This window comes from Pseudocitrobacter sp. CD920760 (assembly GCF_057782505.1).
Genome location: NZ_CM173490.1, coordinates 4,493,412 through 4,514,905 on the forward strand (window position 1 = coordinate 4,493,412; position 21,494 = coordinate 4,514,905).

Sequence of the window (21,494 nt, forward strand, 5' to 3'; positions counted from 1 at the left end):
GCCATGACGGCCACCCGTTCTTTTCTTCTTTGCACAACCCCCGGTATGGACGCCATGGATAACTGCAAGCTGCTCGCCACAGGCTGTGGGTTATTACTGGCCCTTTCCGCTCAGGCCGTTGAATTTAATTTAAACGTGCTGGATAAATCCATGCGCGATAGTGTCGACGTTTCCCAGTTCAAAGAGAAAGCCGCCATTGCACCAGGCGATTACTTCGTTTCCGTCACGGTCAATAAAAACCTTATTTCTTCAGGCAGGCAATTGAGCTGGAGAAAACAGGACGAAAAGATAGCGGTGTGCATCCCCGCTGAACTCGCCGATCAGCTCGGACTAAAAGAAGACATTCGCCAGGCGCTGACTGTTAAAGCGAATTGTGTCGACTTCAGCGCGCAGCCAGAAATCACTTTTAAACTGGATATGGCCAATCAGCAACTGGATATTGCTATTCCACAGGCTATGCTGGCGTGGAAATCCGATACCTGGATGCCGCCCTCTACATGGGACGAAGGCGTTGCGGGTCTGATGCTGGACTACAATTTATTCGCCAGCACCTATCGCCCAAATCACGGTGAGCACAGTGAAAACTATAATAGCTATGGCACCGCAGGGGCGAATCTTGGCGCATGGCGTTTACGCAGCGACTATCAAATCAGCCAGACTCAAAATTCCAGCAGCTCGCAAACCACACGCAGCATCGCCCGAACCTATTTGTTTCGCCCGTTACCTTCACTGGGCGCCAAATTAACCCTCGGCGAAACTGATTTCAGTTCTAACATCTTTGACGCCTTTTCCTATGATGGCGCTGCCATTGCCAGCGACGATCGTATGCTACCGTGGGAGCTTCGCGGCTATGCACCACAAATCAGCGGCATTGCGCAAACCAACGCCACGGTCACAGTCAGTTATGCGGGCCGCGTTATCTATCAAACCAAAGTCGCGCCAGGGCCGTTTATCATCAGCGACCTCAACCAGTCAGTGCAGGGCACACTGGATGTAAAAGTGATGGAAGAAGATGGCCGGGTGAACAGCTTTCAGGTTTCCGCTGCCTCAACGCCCTTCCTGACGCGAGAAGGCCAGGTGCGTTATAAAGTTGCTACCGGGCGCGCTCGTCCGGATATCTCACACCATGTGATTGACGATACCTTTATCAGCAGTGAGGCCTCCTGGGGTATGCTGTCTAATACGTCGCTATACGGCGGCGTGCTGGCAGCAGGTAGCAATTACCGCTCGGAGGCCATCGGCGTCGGGCAAAACATGCTGTGGTTAGGGGCGATTTCTTTTGATGTCACGCACGCCAGCAGTACTTTTGACGATGGACACACCGAACAAGGGTTGAGCTACCGTTTAAACTACAGCAAGCGTTTTGATGCCACCGACAGCCAGCTTTCGCTGGCTGCATACCGTTTTTCCGAACGTGAGTTCCACAGCTACGCCAACTTTATCGACCACCAGTACAACGATGCCGACACACGGGATGAAAAGCAGACCATCAGCATGTCCTTTAATCAGCCCATCACGCCGATTAACGTAAACCTTTATCTGAGCGGCCTGCGTCAGCAGTGGTGGGATGGCGACAACTCAACCACCGCCAGCATAACTGCCGGGTTTAACTTTGATATAGGAAAGTGGAAAGGCCTCACGCTCTCCACCTCATGGAGCACCACCCGCTACGAAGAGAGCGGCAATGACAAACAGTTCTATATGTCGCTCTCCATCCCCTTCGACTACGGTCGCCGCCTGAATTACGACATGCACAACAGCAATTCCACCAGTCACATGATGACCTGGAATGACTCCTCCAGCGAGCGCAATACCTGGGGCGTCTCGGCAGGCGTGGAATCGGATAAGCCAGATAACGGCGCGCAGTTCCGTGGCAATCTCCAGCACATCACGACGATGGGTGATTTACAACTTTCCGGCAGCTATGCCGCCAGCGACTACAGTACGGCGAGCGCCAGTTGGACCGGTTCCCTGACGGCGACGCGGTACGGTGTTGCATTACATCGTCGTAGTTTTGGCAATGAACCCAGAATCATGATCGATACTGACGGCGTTTCAGGTGTCCCCGTTCAGGGGGATCTCAATCAGACTAACTGGCTTGGTAACGCGGTCGTCCCAATGATCTCCAGCTATTCGCCTGCAACGATTGCCGTGAATATGAATAACCTGCCGGATGGCGTCACCGTTGATGAAAACATTATGCGGCAGGCCTGGACGGAAGGCGCAATCGGCTATAAACAGATGGTCTCTCGCGCCGGGAAAGATCTGCGCGTTATCATCCATACCGCTGACGGCGGCGTACCGCCGCTAGGCGCTGTCGTGCACCTGGCAGATAAAAATGTCGATGTCGGGATGGTCAGTGAAGAAGGGCACGCCTGGCTCAGTGGTGTGAAAGGTGGCCAGACGTTAAACGTGCAGTGGGGTAAAGACCAGCGCTGTGCGATTGAACTGCCCGCAAATGTGGATGCTGTTGAACAACAGCTTATTTTACCTTGTCATTAATTAAGGATGAGAAATGACACTTTCTAAAGTACTCCCCGTTTTATTGCTGCTGTTACCAATGGTGGGCCGTGCGGCTATTCTACCAGACAGAACCCGCATCATTTTTAACGCGGATGATAAGGCCAGTAGCCTGAAGCTGGAGAATCAGAGTACATCGCTGCCTTATCTGGCTTACTCATGGATTGAAACCGAACAGGGGCAAAAAGATGATAGCATTCTGGCTGCGCTGCCACCGATCCAACGTCTGGAGCCTGAAGCGATAAGCCAGATACGCATCGTAAAACAGACCAAAGCCAGTACGCTGCCTACCGATCGCGAATCACTCTTTTACTTCAACGTCCGCGAAATCCCTCCGACGCCGGAGAATGGCAACAACCATGCCATTTTACAGTTGGCTTTACAGTCAAAACTGAAACTTTTCTGGCGGCCCGCAGGGCTTAAAAAAACACCTGATGCGAAAGTTGAACAACAGCTCACTGCGTCACAACAGGGAAGCTCGCTAGTGGTCAAAAATCCGACCCCCTACTACATCACCCTGGTCTTCTTCGGCAAAGACGTGCTGGCTGTTTTCCCGGGCTATAAAAGCACGATGATTGCGCCCTTCGCTTCGCTGACACTCAATGCGGGAAGCTATAACGGAAACGCATTTGTACTGGGCTATATGGATGATTACGGCGCAATGCGCATGCTTAACGTGCGCTGCAACGGGCAATGCGTAGTGAAAGCGCCGGAGGAGAAGAAACGATGAGGCGCGTGCTATTTTTACTCGCTCTGGCCTTGTTGTCGCTGCTCCCACTGCGGGCCGCTTTAGCGGTGAATTGCTATCTCGGTACCGCAGGCGGGCCTGTCGAAGGCTTTAGCAATATTGAACCTTTTGCAGTGCCGAGCAATGCCAAACCTGGCGACAAAATCTGGGAAAGTAACGATATTAAGATCCCCGTTTATTGCGACGCCGGTACTGCGCCTAACTTTGGCAATGAAGATATCTACGCCTGGATAAACCCCTATACATCAGTGAATGACCCTTATTACCAGCTCGGCGTTACCTATGAAGGTGTGGATTACGATGCTTCTCAGGGCAGTATTGGCATTGATACCCATCAATGCCTGGACAATAAACAGCTTGAGATATACACCCCGGAGCAAATTAAAGCGTCTGGATGGGAGCACGACCTCTGCTCGGGTGACGTGAACAATATTCACTACTCGCGCACCTTTATTGCACGTATGAGGTTGTATGTGAAGGTCATTTCCATGCCGCCTCACGACTACAAAAGCAGTATCAGCGATTACATTTTGGTGCAGTTTGACGGCGTCGGCGGAGTAAACCAGAACCCGGAAGCGCAAAACCTGAAGTATCACGTGACGGGTCTGGACCAAATCCGCGTGCTGGACTGTAGCGTCAACTTCAATATCTACCCGGAAAATCAGACTATCGATTTCGGTACGTTCAACAACATGGAAATTAACCATAAAACGTTAACCCGCACCTTCTCGGTCAAAACCACGAAAAACATCGCTGATTCAGAATGTACAGACACGTTTAAGGTCTCATCGTCGTTCTACACCACAGAAACCCTGGCAGAAAACGATACATCAATGAGGTTAAGTAATGGTCTGCAAATAAAAATTCGCGATATGGAAGATAACTCTTTCTTCACCTACAACGAGTATAAAGAATATGCCGATTTTGACTCTTCTTTGCTGATGAGGGAAAAAACATACCAGGCGGAATTGAGTCAGGTGGCAGGCGAAACGGTAAAGACGGGGCCGTTTGAAACGGTAGTGTTGTTTAAGATTAACTACAACTAGCCACAAAAAAGCCCGCTATGCGGGCTTTTTATCGAATATCGCAGCGATTAGCTTGCTTTACGCTCGTGAGCCTGGCGGTAAGCCACCAGATCTTCAATCGTCACCAGCGCCATATTGTGTTTGCGGGCAAACTCGATGCACTCTGGCGCACGCGCCATGGTGCCGTCGTCGTTGGTCAGTTCACACAACACGCCTGCCGGTTTGAAGCCAGCCAGAGAAACCAAATCGATGGTCGCTTCAGTGTGGCCGCCGCGAGTCAGTACGCCGCCCTGCTGCGCGCGCAGCGGGAAGACGTGGCCAGGACGGTTCAGGTCAGACGGTTTCGCGCCGTCGGCAATCGCTGCGCGAACGGTAGTCAGGCGGTCAGCGGCAGAAACGCCGGTAGTCACGCCGTGTGCCGCTTCGATGGTAATGGTGAAGCCCGTTCCGTACGCGCTGGTGTTGTTTTCTACCATCATCGGCAGATCCAGCTGTTTACGGCGTTCTTCCGTCAGGCACAGACAAACGATGCCGCTACCGTGACGGATAGTCAGCGCCATTTGTTCAACAGTCATGTTTTCGGCGGCAAAGACCATGTCGCCTTCGTTTTCACGGTTTTCGTCGTCCAGCACCATTGCGCCGCGGCCTTCGCGCAGGGCAATCAGTGCGTTTTCAACGCGTTCAAAAGCAGTACCAAAAGAGGAAAGTAGCGTCTGATTCATGGTAAAAAAACCTCGTTAAAATTATGGTTACCAGAATCAGGGCAGTCTTAGGAGTGCCGGTTTAGCGGCAAATGGATAACGCGAGCGGGCTCAGCCCGACTGGATCGTTACTCTCTCCCATCCGGACTCTAACCGTCGGCCCCGGAATTACACCGGATCTGCTGACCTTTGAGTTTGCACCCAAAGCGCTCGCGGGCTTTCAGCCGTAGCTGATTTACCGCCGGTGGGGAATTTCGCCCCGCCCTGAGAATAAGCGTACTCACTATAACGCTATTGACTATGTTCGGCAATGCATAAGCTTCGAACAATTCTGGTTTATCGGGAGGAAGTAAGGCACTACAATGATCGTCAGAACAGACTAATCAGGTAAACGACGATGATTGACCCGAAAAAAATTGAACAAATCGCACGCCAGGTCCATGAATCTATGCCGAAAGGCCTCCGTGATTTCGGGGATGATGTAGAGAAAAAAGTCCGTCAGGTCCTGCAGTCACAGCTAACTCGTCTGGATTTGGTGAGCCGTGAAGAGTTCGACGTACAGACGCAGGTGCTGCTGCGTACCCGTGAAAAACTGGCGCTTCTTGAGCAGCGACTGAGCGAGCTCGAGAGCCGGACAGCTACTCCAGCGGAAGATAAAGAGTAAGAAAAATGCCGGGTGGCGCTACGCTTGCCCGGCCTACGATCTACGTCCCCAGCCAGGGATAAACGCTATCCCCCGGCGCAAAGGTCTCAGTGTTCCAGCTCAGGCTCGTTATCCTTCTCCACTATCCGGCAGTAGCGTTCATAACGCTTACAGAACCAGACACGGTGCTCTTCATCCATGTTGCCGGTAATCGCTTTTAAATCAACGTCCTGACCCTGTTCGTGCATTCTGGCAAAGCTGTGGGCCAAAAAATCGAAATTATTCAGGGAATAAATATTGCTGTGTTTCATCGGCATACTCCTTCAGTCGTTGAGTTTCTGAGTGTCATATGCTTTTTCTACCACCAGTATTTCCCTATTTTTCACATGGCTTTGTGCAGGAAATGCGCTTTTATCGGCTAATTAGTGTGCTAAATCATATTTCGGGGATATCAATAAAAAACCCCGCGCTCGCGAAGAGGACGGGGTTTATTTTTTCGACGCCGTGGCTTACTTACTGGCGTCTTTCTGGATTTTCTTGATGATATTGGTGGTCGAGCAACCGTCTTCGAAGTTGAGCACCAGCACTTCACCGCCGTTGGCCCAAACTTCTTCACTCCCGGCAATTTGTTCAGGTTTATAGTCGCCGCCTTTCACCAGGCGATCCGGCAAGATCCCGGCGATCAGGCGCTGCGGGGTATCTTCTTCAAAAGAGACCACCCAGTCGACGGATTCCAGTGCGCCCAGCACGATCATGCGCTGTTCCAGCGGATTTACCGGGCGGGATTCTCCCTTCAGGCGTTTGGTCGATGCATCGCTGTTCACCGCAACAATCAGGCGATCGCCGAGCTTACGCGCATTTGCCAGATAAGAGACGTGCCCCGCGTGCAGAATGTCGAACACACCGTTGGTCATCACCACTTTCTCGCCGCGTTTACGCGCCGCGGCCACCGCCTGCTTCAACTCTTCTTCGCTCATCACGCCAAAGCCGGTTTCCGCACGACCGCGCACGGCGTTTTCCAGCTCGATAGGCGAAACGGTTGAAGTACCCAGTTTACCCACGACGACGCCTGCCGCCGCATTGGCGAAGTAGCAGGCATCTTCCAGAGAATTACCCGCCGCCAGCGTTGCCGCCAGCACGCCAATCACCGTGTCACCGGCACCGGTGACGTCATACACTTCCTGCGCCTGGGTCGGTTGATGCAGCGGCTCTTTGCCCGGCTGCAGCAGCGTCATGCCCTGCTCGGAACGCGTCACCAGCAGCGCGGAAAGTTCGTAATCAGCAATCAGCTTCATGCCGCGCTCAACGATCTCCGCTTCGCTTTTGCATTTACCCACTACCGCTTCAAACTCAGAGAGGTTAGGCGTCAGCAGCGTTGCGCCACGATAACGGTCAAAATCAGTCCCCTTCGGGTCAATCAATACCGGGACTTTCGCTTCACGCGCCAGCTTAATCATCTGCTGTACGCTTTCCAGCGCGCCTTTGGCGTAGTCTGAAAGCACCAGTGCGCCCACGCTCGCCAGACCGCTTTTAATGCGATCATGCAGCGGCTGCGGGTCTACGCCGGCAAAACCTTCTTCGAAGTCGAGACGAATCAGCTGCTGGTTGCGCGACAGCACGCGCAGCTTGGTGATGGTCGGATGCGTCGCCACGGAGACAAAATCACATTTGACGTTCACGTCCGCCAGCGCTTTGTTCAATGCGCGCGCCGCGTCGTCAATGCCGGTCAGGCCGACCAGACGAGAATTTGCTCCCAGGGACGCGATATTCATCGCCACGTTCGCCGCGCCGCCAGGCCGTTCTTCGATGGTTTCAACCTTCACCACTGGCACCGGCGCTTCCGGGGAAATACGGCTGGTTGGGCCATACCAGTAGCGATCCAGCATCACATCACCAACAACCATTACCCCTGCGCGCTCATATTCTGGCAGCGTTACTTTCATTCGTGTCTCCTGAGAGATTCAAAAATTTGGCGCGATAATAGCACATTTCACGGCGTGACCAGCCACTTCAGCCAACTCGCCTCTACCTGTTCACGCTCGGCGGTAAAACGCTCCAGCCCAACGTTCCCCGGTAATTCCTGCAACGCCAGATGATGCAACGCATCGCGCAGCGTGGTGTAGGCACGGGTCAACGCTTGCGCTTCCTGCTCATCCATAATGTCGTTCTGCGCCAGCAGTTCTAAGATGCGTACGTTATCAGACCACCGCGTCAGCTTCGGTTTTTCATGCGCGTAGCGCAGCACCAGATATTGCGTAATGAATTCAATGTCGGTGATCCCGCCGGCATCGGTTTTGATATCAAAGCGATCGCGCTGCTTACCACCCAGATGGGCGCGCATTTTTTCGCGCATTTCGCGCACTTCCGTGCGCAAGGTGTCGCCATCGCGGACGTTGGTGAGGATCTGGCGGCGAATGGCATCAAACTGCTGCTGAAGCTGCGGGTCGCCATAGACCACGCGCGCGCGAACCAGCGCCTGATGTTCCCACGTCCACGCTTCGTTTTGCTGGTAATCAGCAAAGGCTTCAGCCGTGGTCACCAGCATTCCCGCCGCACCGGAGGGACGCAGCCGCGCGTCAACTTCGTAAAGGATGCCGGAGGACGTCCGCGTGCTGAACAGGTGCATAATGCGTTGCGCCAGACGCAGGTAGAACTGGCGGCCGTCAATTTCGCGATCGCCATCGGTCATCACATCCGCCGGGCAGTCGTGAAGGAACACCAGATCCAGGTCGGAACTGTAACCCAGTTCCCATCCGCCCAACTTACCGTAACCAATTACCGCAAAACCGCGCCCATGACGGTCATGCAGATGCGTCGGTTTTCCGAAGCGCGCGACCATTTGTGTCCACGCCTGGTGAACTACGGCGTCAATCATCGCTTCGGCCAGCCAGGTTAAGTGATCGCTCACTTTCATGACTGGCAACGTTCCGGCGATATCGGCTGCGGCAATGTGCAGCAACTGAGCTTGTTTAAACTGGCGTAATGCTTCCAGTTGTTGTTCTTCATCCTCTTCCGGCACGCGCAGCAAATACTGGCGCAGCTCGTCGCGATAGGCGTCGGTCGCTGTCGGTTGATAAAGCGTATTCGGGTCGAGCAGTTCATCCAGCAGCAACGGGTAGCGCGCCAGCTGGCTCGCGACCATCGGCGAGGCCGCGCACAAACGGATAAGGTGTTTCAGTGTTCCCGGATATTCGCTGAGCAGTTCCAGATAGGTGGTGCGCGTGACGATGCCAATCAGCAGCGGCGTGATGCGCATCAGCGGCACCGGCGCGTCATCGCGCACGCACACTTCGCTCAACAGATGCGGCATCAGCGAATCCAGCACCTGACGCCCGCGCGGGCCAATGGTACGTTTATCCAGTTCTTTGCGGAAATCCGCAATCAACGCCACCACCTGGCGGCGATCGTCCTCGCTGAGGTGCGCCAGCACCGGCGGGTTGTCCTCTTCCTGCAACGTGTCCTGCCAGAGTTCGCGCCAGTCTTCAGCCAGCGTTTCTTCTTCCGGCGAGGATTCATCGTCGCCAATCAATTCATCAAAAATGCGGCGCACGCCCGCCATCAGCCCTTCAAGCTGTACAGTGAGCGCCTCCCAGTCGGCCACACCCATTCCCCACGCCAGACGCGCGCGGTTAAGGTCGTCGCCCGGCAGGGTTTGCGTCTGTTCATCGTTGATGCTTTGCAGCAGGTTTTCCAGGCGGCGCAGGAAAAGATAGGCTTCGCGCAGCGCGTCTGCGTCCTGCTCTGAAAGCAGATGCAGGTTTTCAATCGCCGCAAGCGTCGGCAGCAGAGAACGCTGCTGTAACGATGGTTCACGCCCACCGCGAATCAACTGGAACACCTGGACGATAAATTCGATTTCGCGGATGCCGCCCGCGCCGAGCTTGATGTTGTCTTTCAGACCCCGGCGGCGCACTTCGCGGGCAATCATCCCTTTCATGCTGCGCAGCGACTGAATCACGCTAAAGTCGATATAGCGACGGAAAACAAATGGCCGCAGCATGGCGCGCAATTCCTGGCTCCAGACGTCATCGTTGTCGCCCATAATCCGCGCCTTGACCATCGCGTAGCGTTCCCAGTCGCGGCCCTGCTCCTGGTAATAATCTTCCAGCGCGGCAAAGCTCAGCACCAACGGGCCGCTGTCGCCAAACGGGCGCAAACGCATATCGACGCGATAGACAAAGCCATCCTGCGTCGGCTGATCGAGCACTTTAATTAACCGCTGACCGAGGCGGGTAAAGAACTGGGCGTTGTCGAGTTCGCGACGCCCGCCGCGCGTGGAGCCGTGCTCCGGCCAGGCAAAAATCAGGTCGATATCCGAGGAGAAGTTCAGCTCCCCGCCGCCCAGCTTGCCCATACCGAGAATCAACAGCGGTTGCGCGACGCCATCGGCGTTACTGGGCGTGCCCCATTCGCGGCAACAGCCGTCATAGAGCCAGTCGCGAGCGCTGACGATCAGCGTCTCGGCCAGCACACTGAGCTGTTGCAGTGTATCCACCTCAGAAATCAGCGACAGCGACTGCGCCCAGGCGATGCGTACCATGATACGTCGGCGGAACAACCGCAGTTCGCGCATGAGCCCGGCCTCATCGGTTACGTCTACCAGCGCGGCCTGTAGCCAGTCGCGATAGTGCTGCCATTCGTCCGCCTGCGGCGGCTGGCTGGCGAGCGTTTCCAGCCATTCGGGATGCATCGTCAGGCTTTGCTGAACGAAATCGCTGAACGTCATGACGGCCTGCGCCTGCGGCGTCAGCGTCGCAACCGGAAAGGTCTCCGGCAGCCGCTCAACCAACGTTTGCCAGTGCTGCTGTAACTGCGATGAAAGCGGGGTCATACTCGGTTTCCCTGAGGTCAGTTATCGTTTTCCGCTGTGTAACCAGAATGGCTCAACCGCCAGTGCTTCATTGCGGAAATGTTCAATTTCAATGTGCTGGCGCGTCAAAATGGCGTGACGTAATCCCAGCCAGTTTGCCAGCCATGCGTCGGCCTGCGCGCGATTGTAATAACCCGCCAGCAGCTGCACGCAGGTGATATCACGCGTTAATCGTGGCAACTGGTCGGCATAGCTGTCGCCCAGCGGATACGCAAAGGTGGTGCGCAGTTCTGCGGCCTGGCGCGAAAGATGGGTATCAGCGAAACGCTTAAAGGAGTCGCTGATTTTGGTCTGCGCTTTGGCATCAAGGAAAGACTGCCAACCGCGGGTCACCAGCCACTCGGTGAAGGCCAGTTTGGCCTGGGTTACCGCCACGTTGAAGGCGGCATCATGCGCGGAAGTGTCGCCGCCCAGCACCTCTTCTGCCTGGGTCAGTAAATCACGCAGCGCCGCGCTGGCTTTGCGCGGCACCACGCCACCAAACAACATCAGCGTGTGGCGAATCTGACCAATTGCCGCCAGGACTTCGTCTTTCGCTTTTTTATTACCGCGAACCCACAGCTCTTCGTGGTATTGCCAGTGCGCCAGTGCTTTTTCCAGCGCCGCTTCCAGCCCCTGTTCGATGGTCGATTTCGGCGCGATTTGCATGATTTCCGCAGGCTTGATCGGACGTTCATCGTTTCCCTGCGCCAGATGATAGCCGCGCGCGGCTTTGCTCAGGCTGCCCTGACGCACCAGGCCGGTTTGGTTAAGCTGCTGCGCCAGCGCCAGAACATCGGCTGTTTCGCCGGAAAGCAGTTCCAGTTCCAGCTCGCAAATCGGTTCCTGATAATCACCCGCTTTGACCTCGCCCAGGTCGAGCGCAATTTCAATTTGGCTCTTGCCGTGGCTTACCACCCACTTTTCACGCAAGAAATCGGTGCTGAACAGCGGCTGCACCTGCTCTGCCAGCCCTTCCGGCATCTCGCCATTCGGCCAGACTTCTGCAGGCAGTTTTTCCAGCGCGAGTTTCGGTTCGTCGAGATCGATATTGTACTCCGGGCGCTGATGCAGCCCGCCAACCGTACGACCGGCCACCTTCAGGGTCATTTCATAGCGATCGCCCGCGCCGCGAATGCGCAGGCCCATGTCATGACGACGCAGCCAGTTATCTTCAGTTTCGTAGTAAATATTGAGGAGTTTCCCGGCGTCCGTATGCTCGGCCTTCAGGGTGGAGAGATGCTGACGCAGGGCATCAACACCTGCCTCATCAACGAGGAACTTTAATTCAATTTCTTGTGCCATGGCTGATTTCTTATGGTTTCGTGGCCCGGAAGTACCCTTTCGGCGAACTTCCAGGTAATCTTTTTGTCAGTAGATAGTATTTTGCGAAAAATTACCATGCAATGCGCAATTTGCGCGGCAACTTTACGCGGTTAACATTATTGCGACGTCACCCGCGCCTCCTGGATGATTCTGATTGCTGTAGAAGGCTTTGCGTCGCCAGACTGTTGCCACTACTATCGTTCCACTTTTATGACAAAAACGATGACCTGATGCCAAAATTACGCCTAATCGCAGTCACTTTACTTGCACTCACCGCTTCCGCCGTCACCCATGCTGATGAGAAGCGCTATGTTTCTGATGAACTGAATACCTGGGTTCGCAGCGGCCCTGGCGATAACTATCGCCTGGTGGGCTCCATTAACGCTGGTGAAGAAGTCACCCTGCTGCAAACCAATCCCGGCACGCAATATGGACAAGTTCGCGACGGCAATGGCCGTACCGCGTGGATCCCGCTGAAAGAGCTGACGGAAACCCCGAGCCTGCGCACCCGTGTGCCGGATCTGGAAAATCAGGTGAAAACCCTGACTGACAAGCTGACTAACATCGATTCGACCTGGAATCAGCGCACTGCCGAAATGCAGACCAAAGTCTCCCAGAGCGACAGCGTGATCAACAGCCTGAAAGAAGAAAACCAGAAGCTGAAAAATGAGCTGATTGTGGCGCAGAAAAAAGTCAGCGCCGCCAACCTGCAGCTCGACGATAAACAGCGCACCATCATCATGCAGTGGTTTATGTACGGTGGCGGCGTGTTAGGCGCTGGCCTGATTCTTGGCCTGGTGCTGCCGCATCTGGTGCCAAGCCGTAAGCGTAAAGACCGCTGGATGAATTAGCCATAACGCCGCTTCTCTCGTATTATCCACAAAGGACAATAGCGAGGAGAAGCGTGGCGTGAAGAGTTATCTGGTCGGTGGTGCGGTACGAGACGGTTTATTAGGTCTGCCGGTCAAAGATAAAGATTGGGTCGTGGTCGGCGCGACGCCACAGCAAATGCTCGACGCGGGCTACCAGCAGGTAGGCCGCGATTTTCCCGTGTTTTTGCATCCGCAAAGTCATGAAGAGTATGCGCTTGCACGCACCGAACGGAAGTCAGGCTCCGGGTACACCGGATTCACCTGCTACGCTGCGCCGGATGTGACGCTGGAGCAAGATTTACTGCGCCGCGATCTGACAGTGAACGCCCTCGCACAAGACGACAACGGCACGATTATCGACCCTTACGGCGGTCGTGCCGATTTGCAAAACCGCCTGCTGCGTCATGTTTCCCCCGCCTTTGGTGAAGACCCGCTCCGCGTGCTGCGTGTGGCGCGTTTTGCCGCACGCTACGCCCACCTGAGCTTCCGTATTGCCGATGAAACCCTGACGCTGATGTGCGACATGACCGCCGCTGGCGAACTTGAACACCTAACGCCAGAACGCGTGTGGAAAGAGACGGAAGGCGCGCTCGGTACCCGCAACCCGCAGGTGTTTTTCCAGACCCTACGCGATTGTGGCGCGCTGAAAGTGCTGTTCCCGGAGATCGACGCGCTGTATGGCGTGCCTGCGCCGGAGAAATGGCATCCGGAAATCGATACCGGCGTGCATACGCTGATGACGCTAACAATGGCGGCTATGCTGAGCCCGAATATCGACATCCGTTTCGCCACCCTGTGCCACGATTTAGGCAAGGGCCTAACGCCAAAACATCTCTGGCCGCGTCATCACGGCCACGGCCCGGCGGGTGTCAAACTGGTGGAGCAGCTCTGCCTGCGCCTGAAAGTGCCTAATGAGATGCGCGATTTAGCGAAACTGGTGGCGGAGTTCCACGATCTCATCCACACCTTCCCGATTTTGCAGCCGAAAACCATCATCAAGCTGTTCGATTCAATCGATGCCTGGCGTAAACCGCAGCGCGTCGAACAGGTTGCGCTAACCAGCGAAGCTGACGTGCGCGGACGTACGCATTTTGAAGCCTGCGATTACCCGCAAGGGCGCTTGCTGCGTGAAGCATGGATCGTGGCGAAAAACGTGTCGAATAAAGAGGTGATAGAAGCGGGTTTTCAGGGGCCGGCAATCCGCGAAGAGTTGACGCGCCGTCGCATTCAGGCTGTCGCGAACTGGAAGGAAAAACGTTGCCCTCAGCCGAAAGACTGAGGGCTGTACATCAGAAGAAGACCACGTACACCGCTGCCGCGACAATAAAGCGGTAGATGGCGAACGGGATAAACGAGATGCGTTTGATGAGTTGCAGGAAGGTTTTAATCGCCACCAACGCCACAAGGAAGGCCATCACAAAGCCCACCGCAAACATCGGAAAATCAGCCAGCGTCAGGAAGTGCCAGCTTTTATAGAGATCCAATACCGTGGCACCCATCATCATTGGTACCGCCAGCAGGAATGAGAATTCTGACGCCGCATAGCGGCTTACGCCCATCAGCATACCGCCGGAAATGGTCGCGCCGGAGCGAGAAAAGCCCGGCCACAGGGCCAGACACTGGAAGCAACCAATCATAAATGCCTGACGATAGGTCATATCATCCACGCCCACTGCGCGCGGTTGTTTAGGCTTCAGGCATTCGGCGGCAATCAGCAGGAAACCACCGACGACCAGCGCGTACATCACGTTAACCGGATTAAACAGCGACTTGATGGTGTCGTGAAATACCAGCCCCAGCACCACCGCCGGGATCATCCCCAGCAGAATGTGGATGAGCGACAAACGCCCTTTCCCTTCGCCTTCATGAACCGGTCGGCCAAAATGGATGCCAATCAGCCCAAACAGACGACGCCAGAACATCACCACCACGGCCAGAATCGAACCGAGCTGAATGACCACTTCAAACGTTTTCGCCGTTTCACCTTCAAAACCCAGCAGATGCCCGACAATAATCATGTGGCCGGTGCTGGAGACGGGCAGAAACTCCGTCAATCCTTCGACAACACCCAGAATAGCCGCAATCAGCAGCGAGTGCATATCGCTCATCACTTAAACCCTTAAAATTTAAAAAATAAAATAAACCCGGCTCTAAGACCGGTGTATTACCGTTTGGTTTAATCCATTCTGAATTTAAATGGTTTGTTTCAGATTTTGGCCACGCTCGATGATAACGCCCACGTTCGCCGCCCTGGCGACCGCGCCCGGTTTGCTGACTTTAATGCGCACCCACGGAGAATTAAAGCGCGTCATGAGCAATTCAGCGACCTCTTCCGCCACGCGCTCAACCAGCGCAAAGCGGCTACCTTCGACATGCGCAATCACCGCGTCGCTAATATCGGCATAGCTCAGGCAATACTTGACGTCGTCACTTGATGCCGCCCGGCGGTTGTCCCACCCCATTTCGATATCGAACACCAGTTTCTGTTCGATGGTCTGTTCCCAGTCATAAACACCGATAGTGGTGATTACCGAAAGTTGCTCTATAAATACAATATCCATCACGACCTGCCTGCTTTTTGGCTGAACCGGATACCACTTCCGGCGAATTATGCGTATTATCCACAGATGCAGAGAATACTTCGACATTTTCACAACGGAACAGCGTTATGAGTGCAATCGCGCCTGGAATGATCCTCCTCGCCTACCTTTGCGGCTCAATTTCCAGCGCCATTCTGGTCTGCCGCATCGCGGGTTTACCCGACCCTCGCGAGAGTGGTTCCGGGAATCCCGGGGCGACCAACGTTTTACGAATTGGCGGCAAGGGAGCAGCCGTAGCAGTTCTGCTTTTCGACATTCTGAAAGGAATGTTGCCGGTCTGGGGCGCGTATGCCCTCGGGCTCACGCCGTTTTGGCTTGGGCTGGTGGCCATCGCTGCCTGTCTGGGACACATCTGGCCGGTTTTCTTCGGCTTTCATGGTGGAAAAGGCGTCGCCACCGCATTTGGCGCGATTGCGCCAATTGGCCTCGATCTCACCGGCGTGATGGCGGGCACCTGGCTTTTGACCATCCTGCTGAGCGGCTATTCATCGCTGGGCGCCATCGTCAGTGCGCTGGTCGCGCCGTTTTACGTCTGGTGGTTTAAACCGCAATACACTTTCCCGGTGTCGATGCTGTCGTGCCTGATCTTACTTCGCCATCATGACAATATTCAGCGTCTGTGGCGGCGTCAGGAAACGAAAATCTGGGCGCGGTTTAAGAAGAAGAAAGAAGAAGAGAAAAAATAAAAGCGCGCCGAATGACACGCTTTGAGACTGATGGCAAACGCAACATTGCCTGATGCGCTACGCTTATCAGGCCTACAAGTTTCCTGCAATATATTGAATTTGCGATATTTTGTAGGCCGGATAAGCGTAAGCGCCATCCGGCATTGCCATCACGCTGCCGGTAACTCCGCCAGCGGCCAGCGTGGACGCACGGTTACGCCAAGGTCTGCATTCACACCCGCTTTGAAACGCACCATGCCCGCATAGGCAATCATCGCCCCATTATCGGTGCAAAATTCCGGGCGCGCGTAGAACACTTCGCCGCGACGTTTCTGCATCATCTCCGCCAGTTTTGCACGCAAGGTTCGGTTAGCGCTCACGCCGCCCGCCATCACCAGACGCTTGAAGCCGGTTTGATCCAGCGCGCGTTTGCACTTGATCATCAGCGTATCGACCACCGCATCTTCAAAGGCACGGGCAATATCGGCACGCGTTTGATCGTCGTTGTCATTATTGCGAATGGTGTTCGCCGCGAAGGTTTTCAGGCCAGAGAAGCTGAAGTCCAGACCCGGACGGTCAGTCATCGGACGCGGGAAGACAAAGCGCCCTTCCGTGCCCTGAGAGGCCATTTTCGACAGCATTGGGCCGCCTGGGTAGTCAAGTCCCAGCAGTTTGGCGGTTTTATCGAAGGCTTCGCCCGCCGCGTCATCAATCGATTCGCCCAGCAGTTCATACTCGCCAATGCCGGTCACGCTGATAAGCTGCGTGTGACCGCCAGAGACCAGCAGCGCCACAAACGGGTATTCCGGCGGGTTATCTTCCAGCATCGGCGCCAGCAGATGCCCTTCCATATGGTGTACCGGGATCGCCGGAACATTCCAGGCAAATGCCAGCGAACGCCCAACGGTTGCGCCAACCAGCAGCGCGCCAACTAAACCCGGCCCGGCGGTATAGGCAACGGCATCAATATCTTTTGCCGTCAGATTCGCCTCTTTCAGCGCAGCCTGAATCAATGGCACCGTTTTACGCACGTGATCGCGCGAGGCCAGTTCCGGCACGACGCCGCCGTAGTCGGCATGTAATTTCACCTGACTATACAATTGGTTGGCTAACAGACCTTTTACATCGTCATAAATTGCGATGCCGGTTTCATCGCAGGATGTTTCAATTCCCAGTACACGCATGGCTAGATTTACCTCGTTTCAATACCGCGCAGTGTAGGTTCTCTGACCCGGCTTGTAAAACATTGTTCGCCCCAGGAGGCTGCCTCGTGTATACTCCTCACCCTTAAAAAGTCCCTTTCAAAAACGCGTCGGTGCTTTACAAAGCAGCAGCAATTGCAGTAAAATTCCGCACCATTTTGAAATAAGCTGGCGTTGATGCCAGCGGCAAACCGAATTTATTAAAGGTGAGAGTTACATGCCGGTAATTAAAGTACGTGAAAACGAGCCGTTCGACGTAGCACTGCGTCGCTTCAAGCGTTCCTGCGAAAAAGCGGGTGTTCTGGCGGAAGTTCGTCGTCGTGAGTTCTATGAAAAACCGACTACCGAACGTAAGCGCGCTAAAGCTTCTGCTGTGAAACGTCACGCGAAGAAACTGGCTCGCGAAAACGCACGCCGTACTCGTCTGTACTAATCTCTTGAGAGCACATGCTCTCAATTGTCAGACCGAGTAGTAGTTGCAAGGCCGTGCTTCCGGAAGGAAAGCGCGGCTTGTTTTCGTTTAAGCATCATTAAAAACTACGGGGCTTATGGCTGGACGAATTCCGCGCGTATTCATTAATGATCTGCTGGCACGCACCGACATCATCGATTTGATCGATGCGCGAGTGAAGCTAAAAAAGCAGGGCAAGAACTATCACGCGTGCTGTCCTTTCCATAACGAGAAAACCCCCTCTTTCACCGTCAACGGTGAAAAACAGTTTTACCACTGCTTCGGCTGTGGCGCGCACGGCAACGCCATCGACTTTTTGATGAACTACGACAAGCTCGAGTTCGTGGAAACCGTCGAAGAACTGGCCGCCATGCACAACCTTGAAGTGCCGTATGAAGCAGGCAACGGGCCGAGTCAGATAGAGCGCCATCAACGGCAAAGTCTCTATCAACTGATGGACGGTCTGAATGCGTTTTATCAGCAATCCCTGATGAATCCTGCCGCTGACCCCGCGCGCCAGTATCTGGAAAAGCGTGGCCTCAGCAGTGAAGTGATTTCTCGTTTCGCGATTGGTTATGCGCCTCCGGGTTGGGACAACGTCCTGAAACGGTTTGGCGGCAATAGTGAAAATCGCCAGGCGCTCATTGACGCCGGCATGCTGGTAACCAACGATCAGGGGCGTAGCTACGACCGCTTTCGCGAGCGCGTCATGTTCCCTATTCGTGATAAACGTGGCCGGGTAATTGGTTTTGGTGGACGCGTGCTGGGCGATGCCCTGCCGAAATACCTTAACTCCCCGGAAACCGATATTTTTCATAAAGGCCGTCAGCTGTATGGCCTTTATGAAGCGCAGCAGACAGAAGCTGAACCCCAGCGTTTACTGGTGGTCGAAGGTTATATGGATGTGGTCGCTCTGGCGCAGTACGACATTAACTATGCCGTCGCCTCGCTTGGCACCTCGACCACTGCCGACCATATTCAGCTGCTGTTCCGGGTGACGAATAACGTCATCTGCTGTTACGACGGCGACCGTGCTGGCCGCGATGCCGCATGGCGCGCGCTCGAAACAGCGCTGCCATACATGACCGACGGGCGTCAGTTACGCTTTATGTTTCTGCCCGACGGCGAAGACCCGGATACGCTGGTGCGTAAAGAGGGTAAAGCAGCATTTGAAGCGCGGATGGAGCAGGCTCAACCGCTCTCCACGTTTCTGTTTAACAGCCTGATGCCGCAGGTCGATTTGAGCACCCCGGACGGGCGCGCGCAGTTAAGTACGCTGGCGCTGCCGCTCATCGGCCAGGTTCCAGGCGAAACCTTACGCATCTATTTGCGTCAGGAGCTGGGAAACAAACTGGGTATTCTGGATGACGCCCAGCTTGAACGTTTAATGCCGAAACTGGCAGAAAATGGCGTAGTCCGCCCGGCTCCTCAGCTAAAACGCACGACCATGCGTATACTGATAGGGTTACTGGTGCAAAATCCCGATCTCGCGCCGTTGGTTCCCCCCTTAACTGGGCTGGATCCGAAAAAACTGCCGGGACTTGGCTTATTTGCAGAACTGGTCAACACTTGTTTGTCACAGCCTGGACTGACCACTGGTCAACTTCTGGAACAATATCGTGGCACAAATGAAGCCGCGACCCTTGAAAAACTGTCGATGTGGGACGATATAGCAGATAAGGATATCGCAGAAAAAACGTTCACCGACTCACTCAACCATATGTTTGACTCATTGCTGGTTCTGCGACAAGAAGAGTTGATTGCTCGCGATCGCACACACGGACTCAGCAGTGAGGAACGCCGGGAACTCTGGACGCTAAACCAGGAACTGGCCAAAAAATAGAATTGAACGGCTTAAGTGCCGAATATCACTCGGGAAGCCCCCGAAAGCCGCGTGAAGGGCAGCGGCAAAATATAAATAAGTCCTCGTTACACTCTGTTGGCGGCTTGTTTCGCCGACCGACACCAATCTCATGAAATAAGTGTGGATACCGTCTTATGGAGCAAAACCCGCAGTCACAGCTGAAGCTTCTTGTCCAACGTGGTAAGGAGCAAGGCTATCTGACCTATGCCGAGGTCAATGACCATCTGCCGGAAGATATCGTCGACTCCGATCAGATCGAAGACATCATCCAAATGATCAACGACATGGGCATTCAGGTGATGGAAGAAGCACCGGATGCCGATGACCTGTTGCTCGCTGAAACATCGAACAACACCGATGAAGATGCGGAAGAAGCCGCCGCACAGGTGCTTTCGAGCGTGGAATCTGAAATCGGGCGCACCACTGACCCGGTACGCATGTACATGCGTGAAATGGGTACCGTTGAACTGTTGACCCGCGAAGGCGAAATTGACATCGCCAAACGTATTGAAGACGGGATCAACCAGGTTCAGTGTTCCGTTGCGGAATACCCGGAAGCCATCACCTATCTGCTTGAACAGTACGATCGCGTTGAAGCGGAAGAGGCTCGCCTGTCCGATCTCATCACCGGGTTCGTCGATCCGAACGCTGAAGAAGATTTAGCGCCGACCGCGACTCACGTTGGTTCTGAACTCTCTCAGGAAGAGATGGATGACGACGATGAAGATGAAGAGGACGACGACGACAGCAGCGATGACGACAACAGCATCGACCCTGAACTGGCGCGTGAGAAATTCGCTGAACTGCGCACGCAGTATGAAGTGACTCGCGACACCATCAAGGCGAAAGGCCGTAGCCATGCCGCTGCGCAGGAAGAGATCCTGAAGCTGTCCGAAGTCTTCAAACAGTTCCGTCTGGTGCCGAAACAGTTCGACTACCTGGTGAACAGCATGCGCGTCATGATGGATCGCGTGCGTACCCAGGAACGTATCATCATGAAGATGTGCGTTGAACAGTGCAAAATGCCGAAGAAAAACTTCATCACCCTGTTCACCGGCAACGAAACCAGCGAAACCTGGTTCAACGCGGCCGTCGCGATGAACAAACCGTGGTCTGAAAAGCTGCTCGACGTGAAAGAAGACGTTCAGCGCGGCCTGATGAAGCTGCAACAAATCGAAGAAGAAACCGGCCTGACCATCGAGCAGGTGAAAGATATCAACCGTCGCATGTCCATCGGTGAAGCGAAAGCCCGCCGCGCGAAGAAAGAGATGGTTGAAGCGAACTTACGTCTGGTAATTTCTATCGCCAAGAAATACACCAACCGTGGCCTGCAGTTCCTTGACCTCATTCAGGAAGGTAACATCGGCCTGATGAAAGCGGTTGATAAGTTCGAATATCGTCGTGGTTACAAGTTCTCCACCTATGCAACCTGGTGGATCCGTCAGGCGATCACCCGCTCTATCGCGGATCAGGCGCGCACCATCCGTATTCCGGTGCATATGATTGAGACCATCAACAAGCTCAACCGTATTTCTCGCCAGATGCTGCAAGAGATGGGCCGCGAGCCGACGCCGGAAGAACTGGCTGAACGCATGCTGATGCCGGAAGACAAAATCCGTAAAGTGCTGAAAATCGCTAAAGAGCCTATCTCCATGGAAACGCCAATCGGCGACGATGAAGATTCGCATCTGGGTGATTTCATCGAGGATACTACCCTCGAGCTGCCGCTGGATTCTGCGACTACCGAAAGCCTGCGTGCGGCAACGCACGACGTTCTGGCTGGCCTGACCGCGCGTGAAGCGAAAGTTCTGCGTATGCGTTTCGGTATCGACATGAACACCGATCACACGCTGGAAGAAGTGGGTAAACAGTTCGACGTTACCCGTGAACGTATCCGTCAGATCGAAGCGAAGGCGCTGCGTAAACTGCGTCACCCGAGCCGTTCTGAAGTGCTGCGCAGCTTCCTGGACGATTAATCCCGGCCTGTGAAACGTAAAAAGCTCCCTGCGGGGAGCTTTTTTTATGGGT

The 21,494-nt window shown here is 54.5% G+C and carries 18 protein-coding genes and 1 riboswitch; of the genes, 10 read left to right on the forward strand and 8 right to left on the reverse strand.

The features are described 5' to 3' along the window. Positions 1–45: 45 nt before the first annotated feature. From AC1MKH_RS21045 to AC1MKH_RS21055, 3 genes are read left to right on the forward strand one after another with little or no spacing between them, the layout of a single operon-like run. Positions 46–2,502, forward strand: coding sequence for a fimbria/pilus outer membrane usher protein (locus tag AC1MKH_RS21045; protein ID WP_442961915.1), 2,457 nt, complete (start codon positions 46–48; stop codon positions 2,500–2,502). A gap of 13 nt (positions 2,503–2,515) precedes the next feature. Then, complete coding sequence (locus AC1MKH_RS21050; RefSeq protein WP_276223221.1) at positions 2,516–3,250, forward strand: fimbrial biogenesis chaperone; 735 nt, start codon at positions 2,516–2,518, stop codon at positions 3,248–3,250. Next, a complete protein-coding gene (locus AC1MKH_RS21055) occupies positions 3,247–4,314 on the forward strand; it encodes a fimbrial protein (RefSeq protein ID WP_276223222.1) in 1,068 nt (355 codons plus the stop codon). The genes AC1MKH_RS21050 and AC1MKH_RS21055 overlap by 4 nt, the downstream gene beginning before the upstream one ends. 47 nt (positions 4,315–4,361) lie before the next feature. On the opposite strand, the gene ribB is transcribed toward AC1MKH_RS21055, so the two are convergent. Further along, positions 4,362–5,015, reverse strand: a complete 654-nt coding sequence (gene ribB, locus AC1MKH_RS21060; RefSeq protein ID WP_015962961.1) for a 3,4-dihydroxy-2-butanone-4-phosphate synthase — start codon at positions 5,013–5,015, stop codon at positions 4,362–4,364. A 105-nt stretch (positions 5,016–5,120) separates the two neighbouring features. Then, positions 5,121–5,270, reverse strand: a riboswitch (FMN riboswitch). Positions 5,271–5,391: 121 nt separating this feature from the next. Between ribB and ubiK the strand changes: the two genes are divergently transcribed. Beyond that, positions 5,392–5,658 carry a ubiquinone biosynthesis accessory factor UbiK gene (gene ubiK / locus AC1MKH_RS21065; protein WP_276223223.1) on the forward strand — a complete coding sequence of 89 codons (267 nt, stop codon included), beginning with the start codon at positions 5,392–5,394 and terminating at the stop codon, positions 5,656–5,658. 86 nt (positions 5,659–5,744) lie between these two features. On the opposite strand, the gene glgS is transcribed toward ubiK, so the two are convergent. The 4 genes from glgS to AC1MKH_RS21085 all read right to left on the reverse strand — a co-directional run bounded on the left by glgS (position 5,745) and on the right by AC1MKH_RS21085 (position 11,791). After that, the gene (gene glgS, locus AC1MKH_RS21070) at positions 5,745–5,954 is read right to left on the reverse strand and encodes a cell surface composition regulator GlgS (protein ID WP_276223224.1); all 210 of its coding nucleotides are present in this window, start codon (positions 5,952–5,954) and stop codon (positions 5,745–5,747) included. 192 nt (positions 5,955–6,146) lie between these two features. Further along, entirely contained in the window at positions 6,147–7,580 is a 1,434-nt protein-coding gene (gene hldE / locus AC1MKH_RS21075) for a bifunctional D-glycero-beta-D-manno-heptose-7-phosphate kinase/D-glycero-beta-D-manno-heptose 1-phosphate adenylyltransferase HldE (RefSeq protein ID WP_276223225.1), read from the reverse strand. A 47-nt stretch (positions 7,581–7,627) separates the two neighbouring features. Next, a complete protein-coding gene (gene glnE / locus AC1MKH_RS21080) occupies positions 7,628–10,468 on the reverse strand; it encodes a bifunctional [glutamate--ammonia ligase]-adenylyl-L-tyrosine phosphorylase/[glutamate--ammonia-ligase] adenylyltransferase (protein ID WP_276223226.1) in 2,841 nt (946 codons plus the stop codon). A 21-nt stretch (positions 10,469–10,489) separates the two neighbouring features. After that, positions 10,490–11,791 carry a CYTH domain-containing protein gene (locus AC1MKH_RS21085; RefSeq protein WP_276223227.1) on the reverse strand — a complete coding sequence of 434 codons (1,302 nt, stop codon included), beginning with the start codon at positions 11,789–11,791 and terminating at the stop codon, positions 10,490–10,492. A 251-nt stretch (positions 11,792–12,042) separates the two neighbouring features. Here AC1MKH_RS21085 and AC1MKH_RS21090 point away from each other — a divergent pair, with 251 nt between their 5' ends. Both AC1MKH_RS21090 and AC1MKH_RS21095 read left to right on the forward strand, forming a co-directional pair. Continuing rightward, positions 12,043–12,663: a TIGR04211 family SH3 domain-containing protein gene (locus AC1MKH_RS21090; RefSeq protein ID WP_276223228.1), complete on the forward strand. Its 621-nt coding sequence runs from the start codon at positions 12,043–12,045 to the stop codon at positions 12,661–12,663. Positions 12,664–12,721: 58 nt separating this feature from the next. Beyond that, a complete protein-coding gene (locus AC1MKH_RS21095) occupies positions 12,722–13,963 on the forward strand; it encodes a multifunctional CCA addition/repair protein (RefSeq protein ID WP_276223229.1) in 1,242 nt (413 codons plus the stop codon). Positions 13,964–13,973: 10 nt separating this feature from the next. On the opposite strand, the gene bacA is transcribed toward AC1MKH_RS21095, so the two are convergent. After that, positions 13,974–14,792 (reverse strand): undecaprenyl-diphosphate phosphatase, encoded by an 819-nt coding sequence (gene bacA / locus AC1MKH_RS21100; protein WP_276223231.1) that lies wholly within the window; start codon positions 14,790–14,792, stop codon positions 13,974–13,976. An 84-nt stretch (positions 14,793–14,876) separates the two neighbouring features. Continuing rightward, the gene (folB, locus tag AC1MKH_RS21105) at positions 14,877–15,245 is read right to left on the reverse strand and encodes a bifunctional dihydroneopterin aldolase/7,8-dihydroneopterin epimerase (RefSeq protein ID WP_108475077.1); all 369 of its coding nucleotides are present in this window, start codon (positions 15,243–15,245) and stop codon (positions 14,877–14,879) included. Between the two features lie 107 nt (positions 15,246–15,352). On the opposite strand from folB, the gene plsY reads away from it, so the two are divergent. After that, positions 15,353–15,970: a glycerol-3-phosphate 1-O-acyltransferase PlsY gene (plsY, locus tag AC1MKH_RS21110; RefSeq protein WP_276223236.1), complete on the forward strand. Its 618-nt coding sequence runs from the start codon at positions 15,353–15,355 to the stop codon at positions 15,968–15,970. 149 nt (positions 15,971–16,119) lie between these two features. Here the strand turns inward: plsY and tsaD are convergent, their stop codons facing one another. Beyond that, the gene (tsaD, locus tag AC1MKH_RS21115; protein ID WP_231826194.1) at positions 16,120–17,133 is read right to left on the reverse strand and encodes a tRNA (adenosine(37)-N6)-threonylcarbamoyltransferase complex transferase subunit TsaD; all 1,014 of its coding nucleotides are present in this window, start codon (positions 17,131–17,133) and stop codon (positions 16,120–16,122) included. A 235-nt stretch (positions 17,134–17,368) separates the two neighbouring features. Between tsaD and rpsU the strand changes: the two genes are divergently transcribed. From rpsU to rpoD, 3 genes are all read left to right on the forward strand, one after another. Next, positions 17,369–17,584: a 30S ribosomal protein S21 gene (gene rpsU, locus AC1MKH_RS21120; protein ID WP_001144069.1), complete on the forward strand. Its 216-nt coding sequence runs from the start codon at positions 17,369–17,371 to the stop codon at positions 17,582–17,584. A 115-nt stretch (positions 17,585–17,699) separates the two neighbouring features. Next, positions 17,700–19,445, forward strand: coding sequence for a DNA primase (dnaG, locus tag AC1MKH_RS21125; RefSeq protein WP_276223253.1), 1,746 nt, complete (start codon positions 17,700–17,702; stop codon positions 19,443–19,445). Positions 19,446–19,600: 155 nt separating this feature from the next. Then, positions 19,601–21,442, forward strand: coding sequence for an RNA polymerase sigma factor RpoD (gene rpoD, locus AC1MKH_RS21130; protein WP_149463896.1), 1,842 nt, complete (start codon positions 19,601–19,603; stop codon positions 21,440–21,442). The last annotated feature ends 52 nt before the right edge of the window (positions 21,443–21,494 follow it).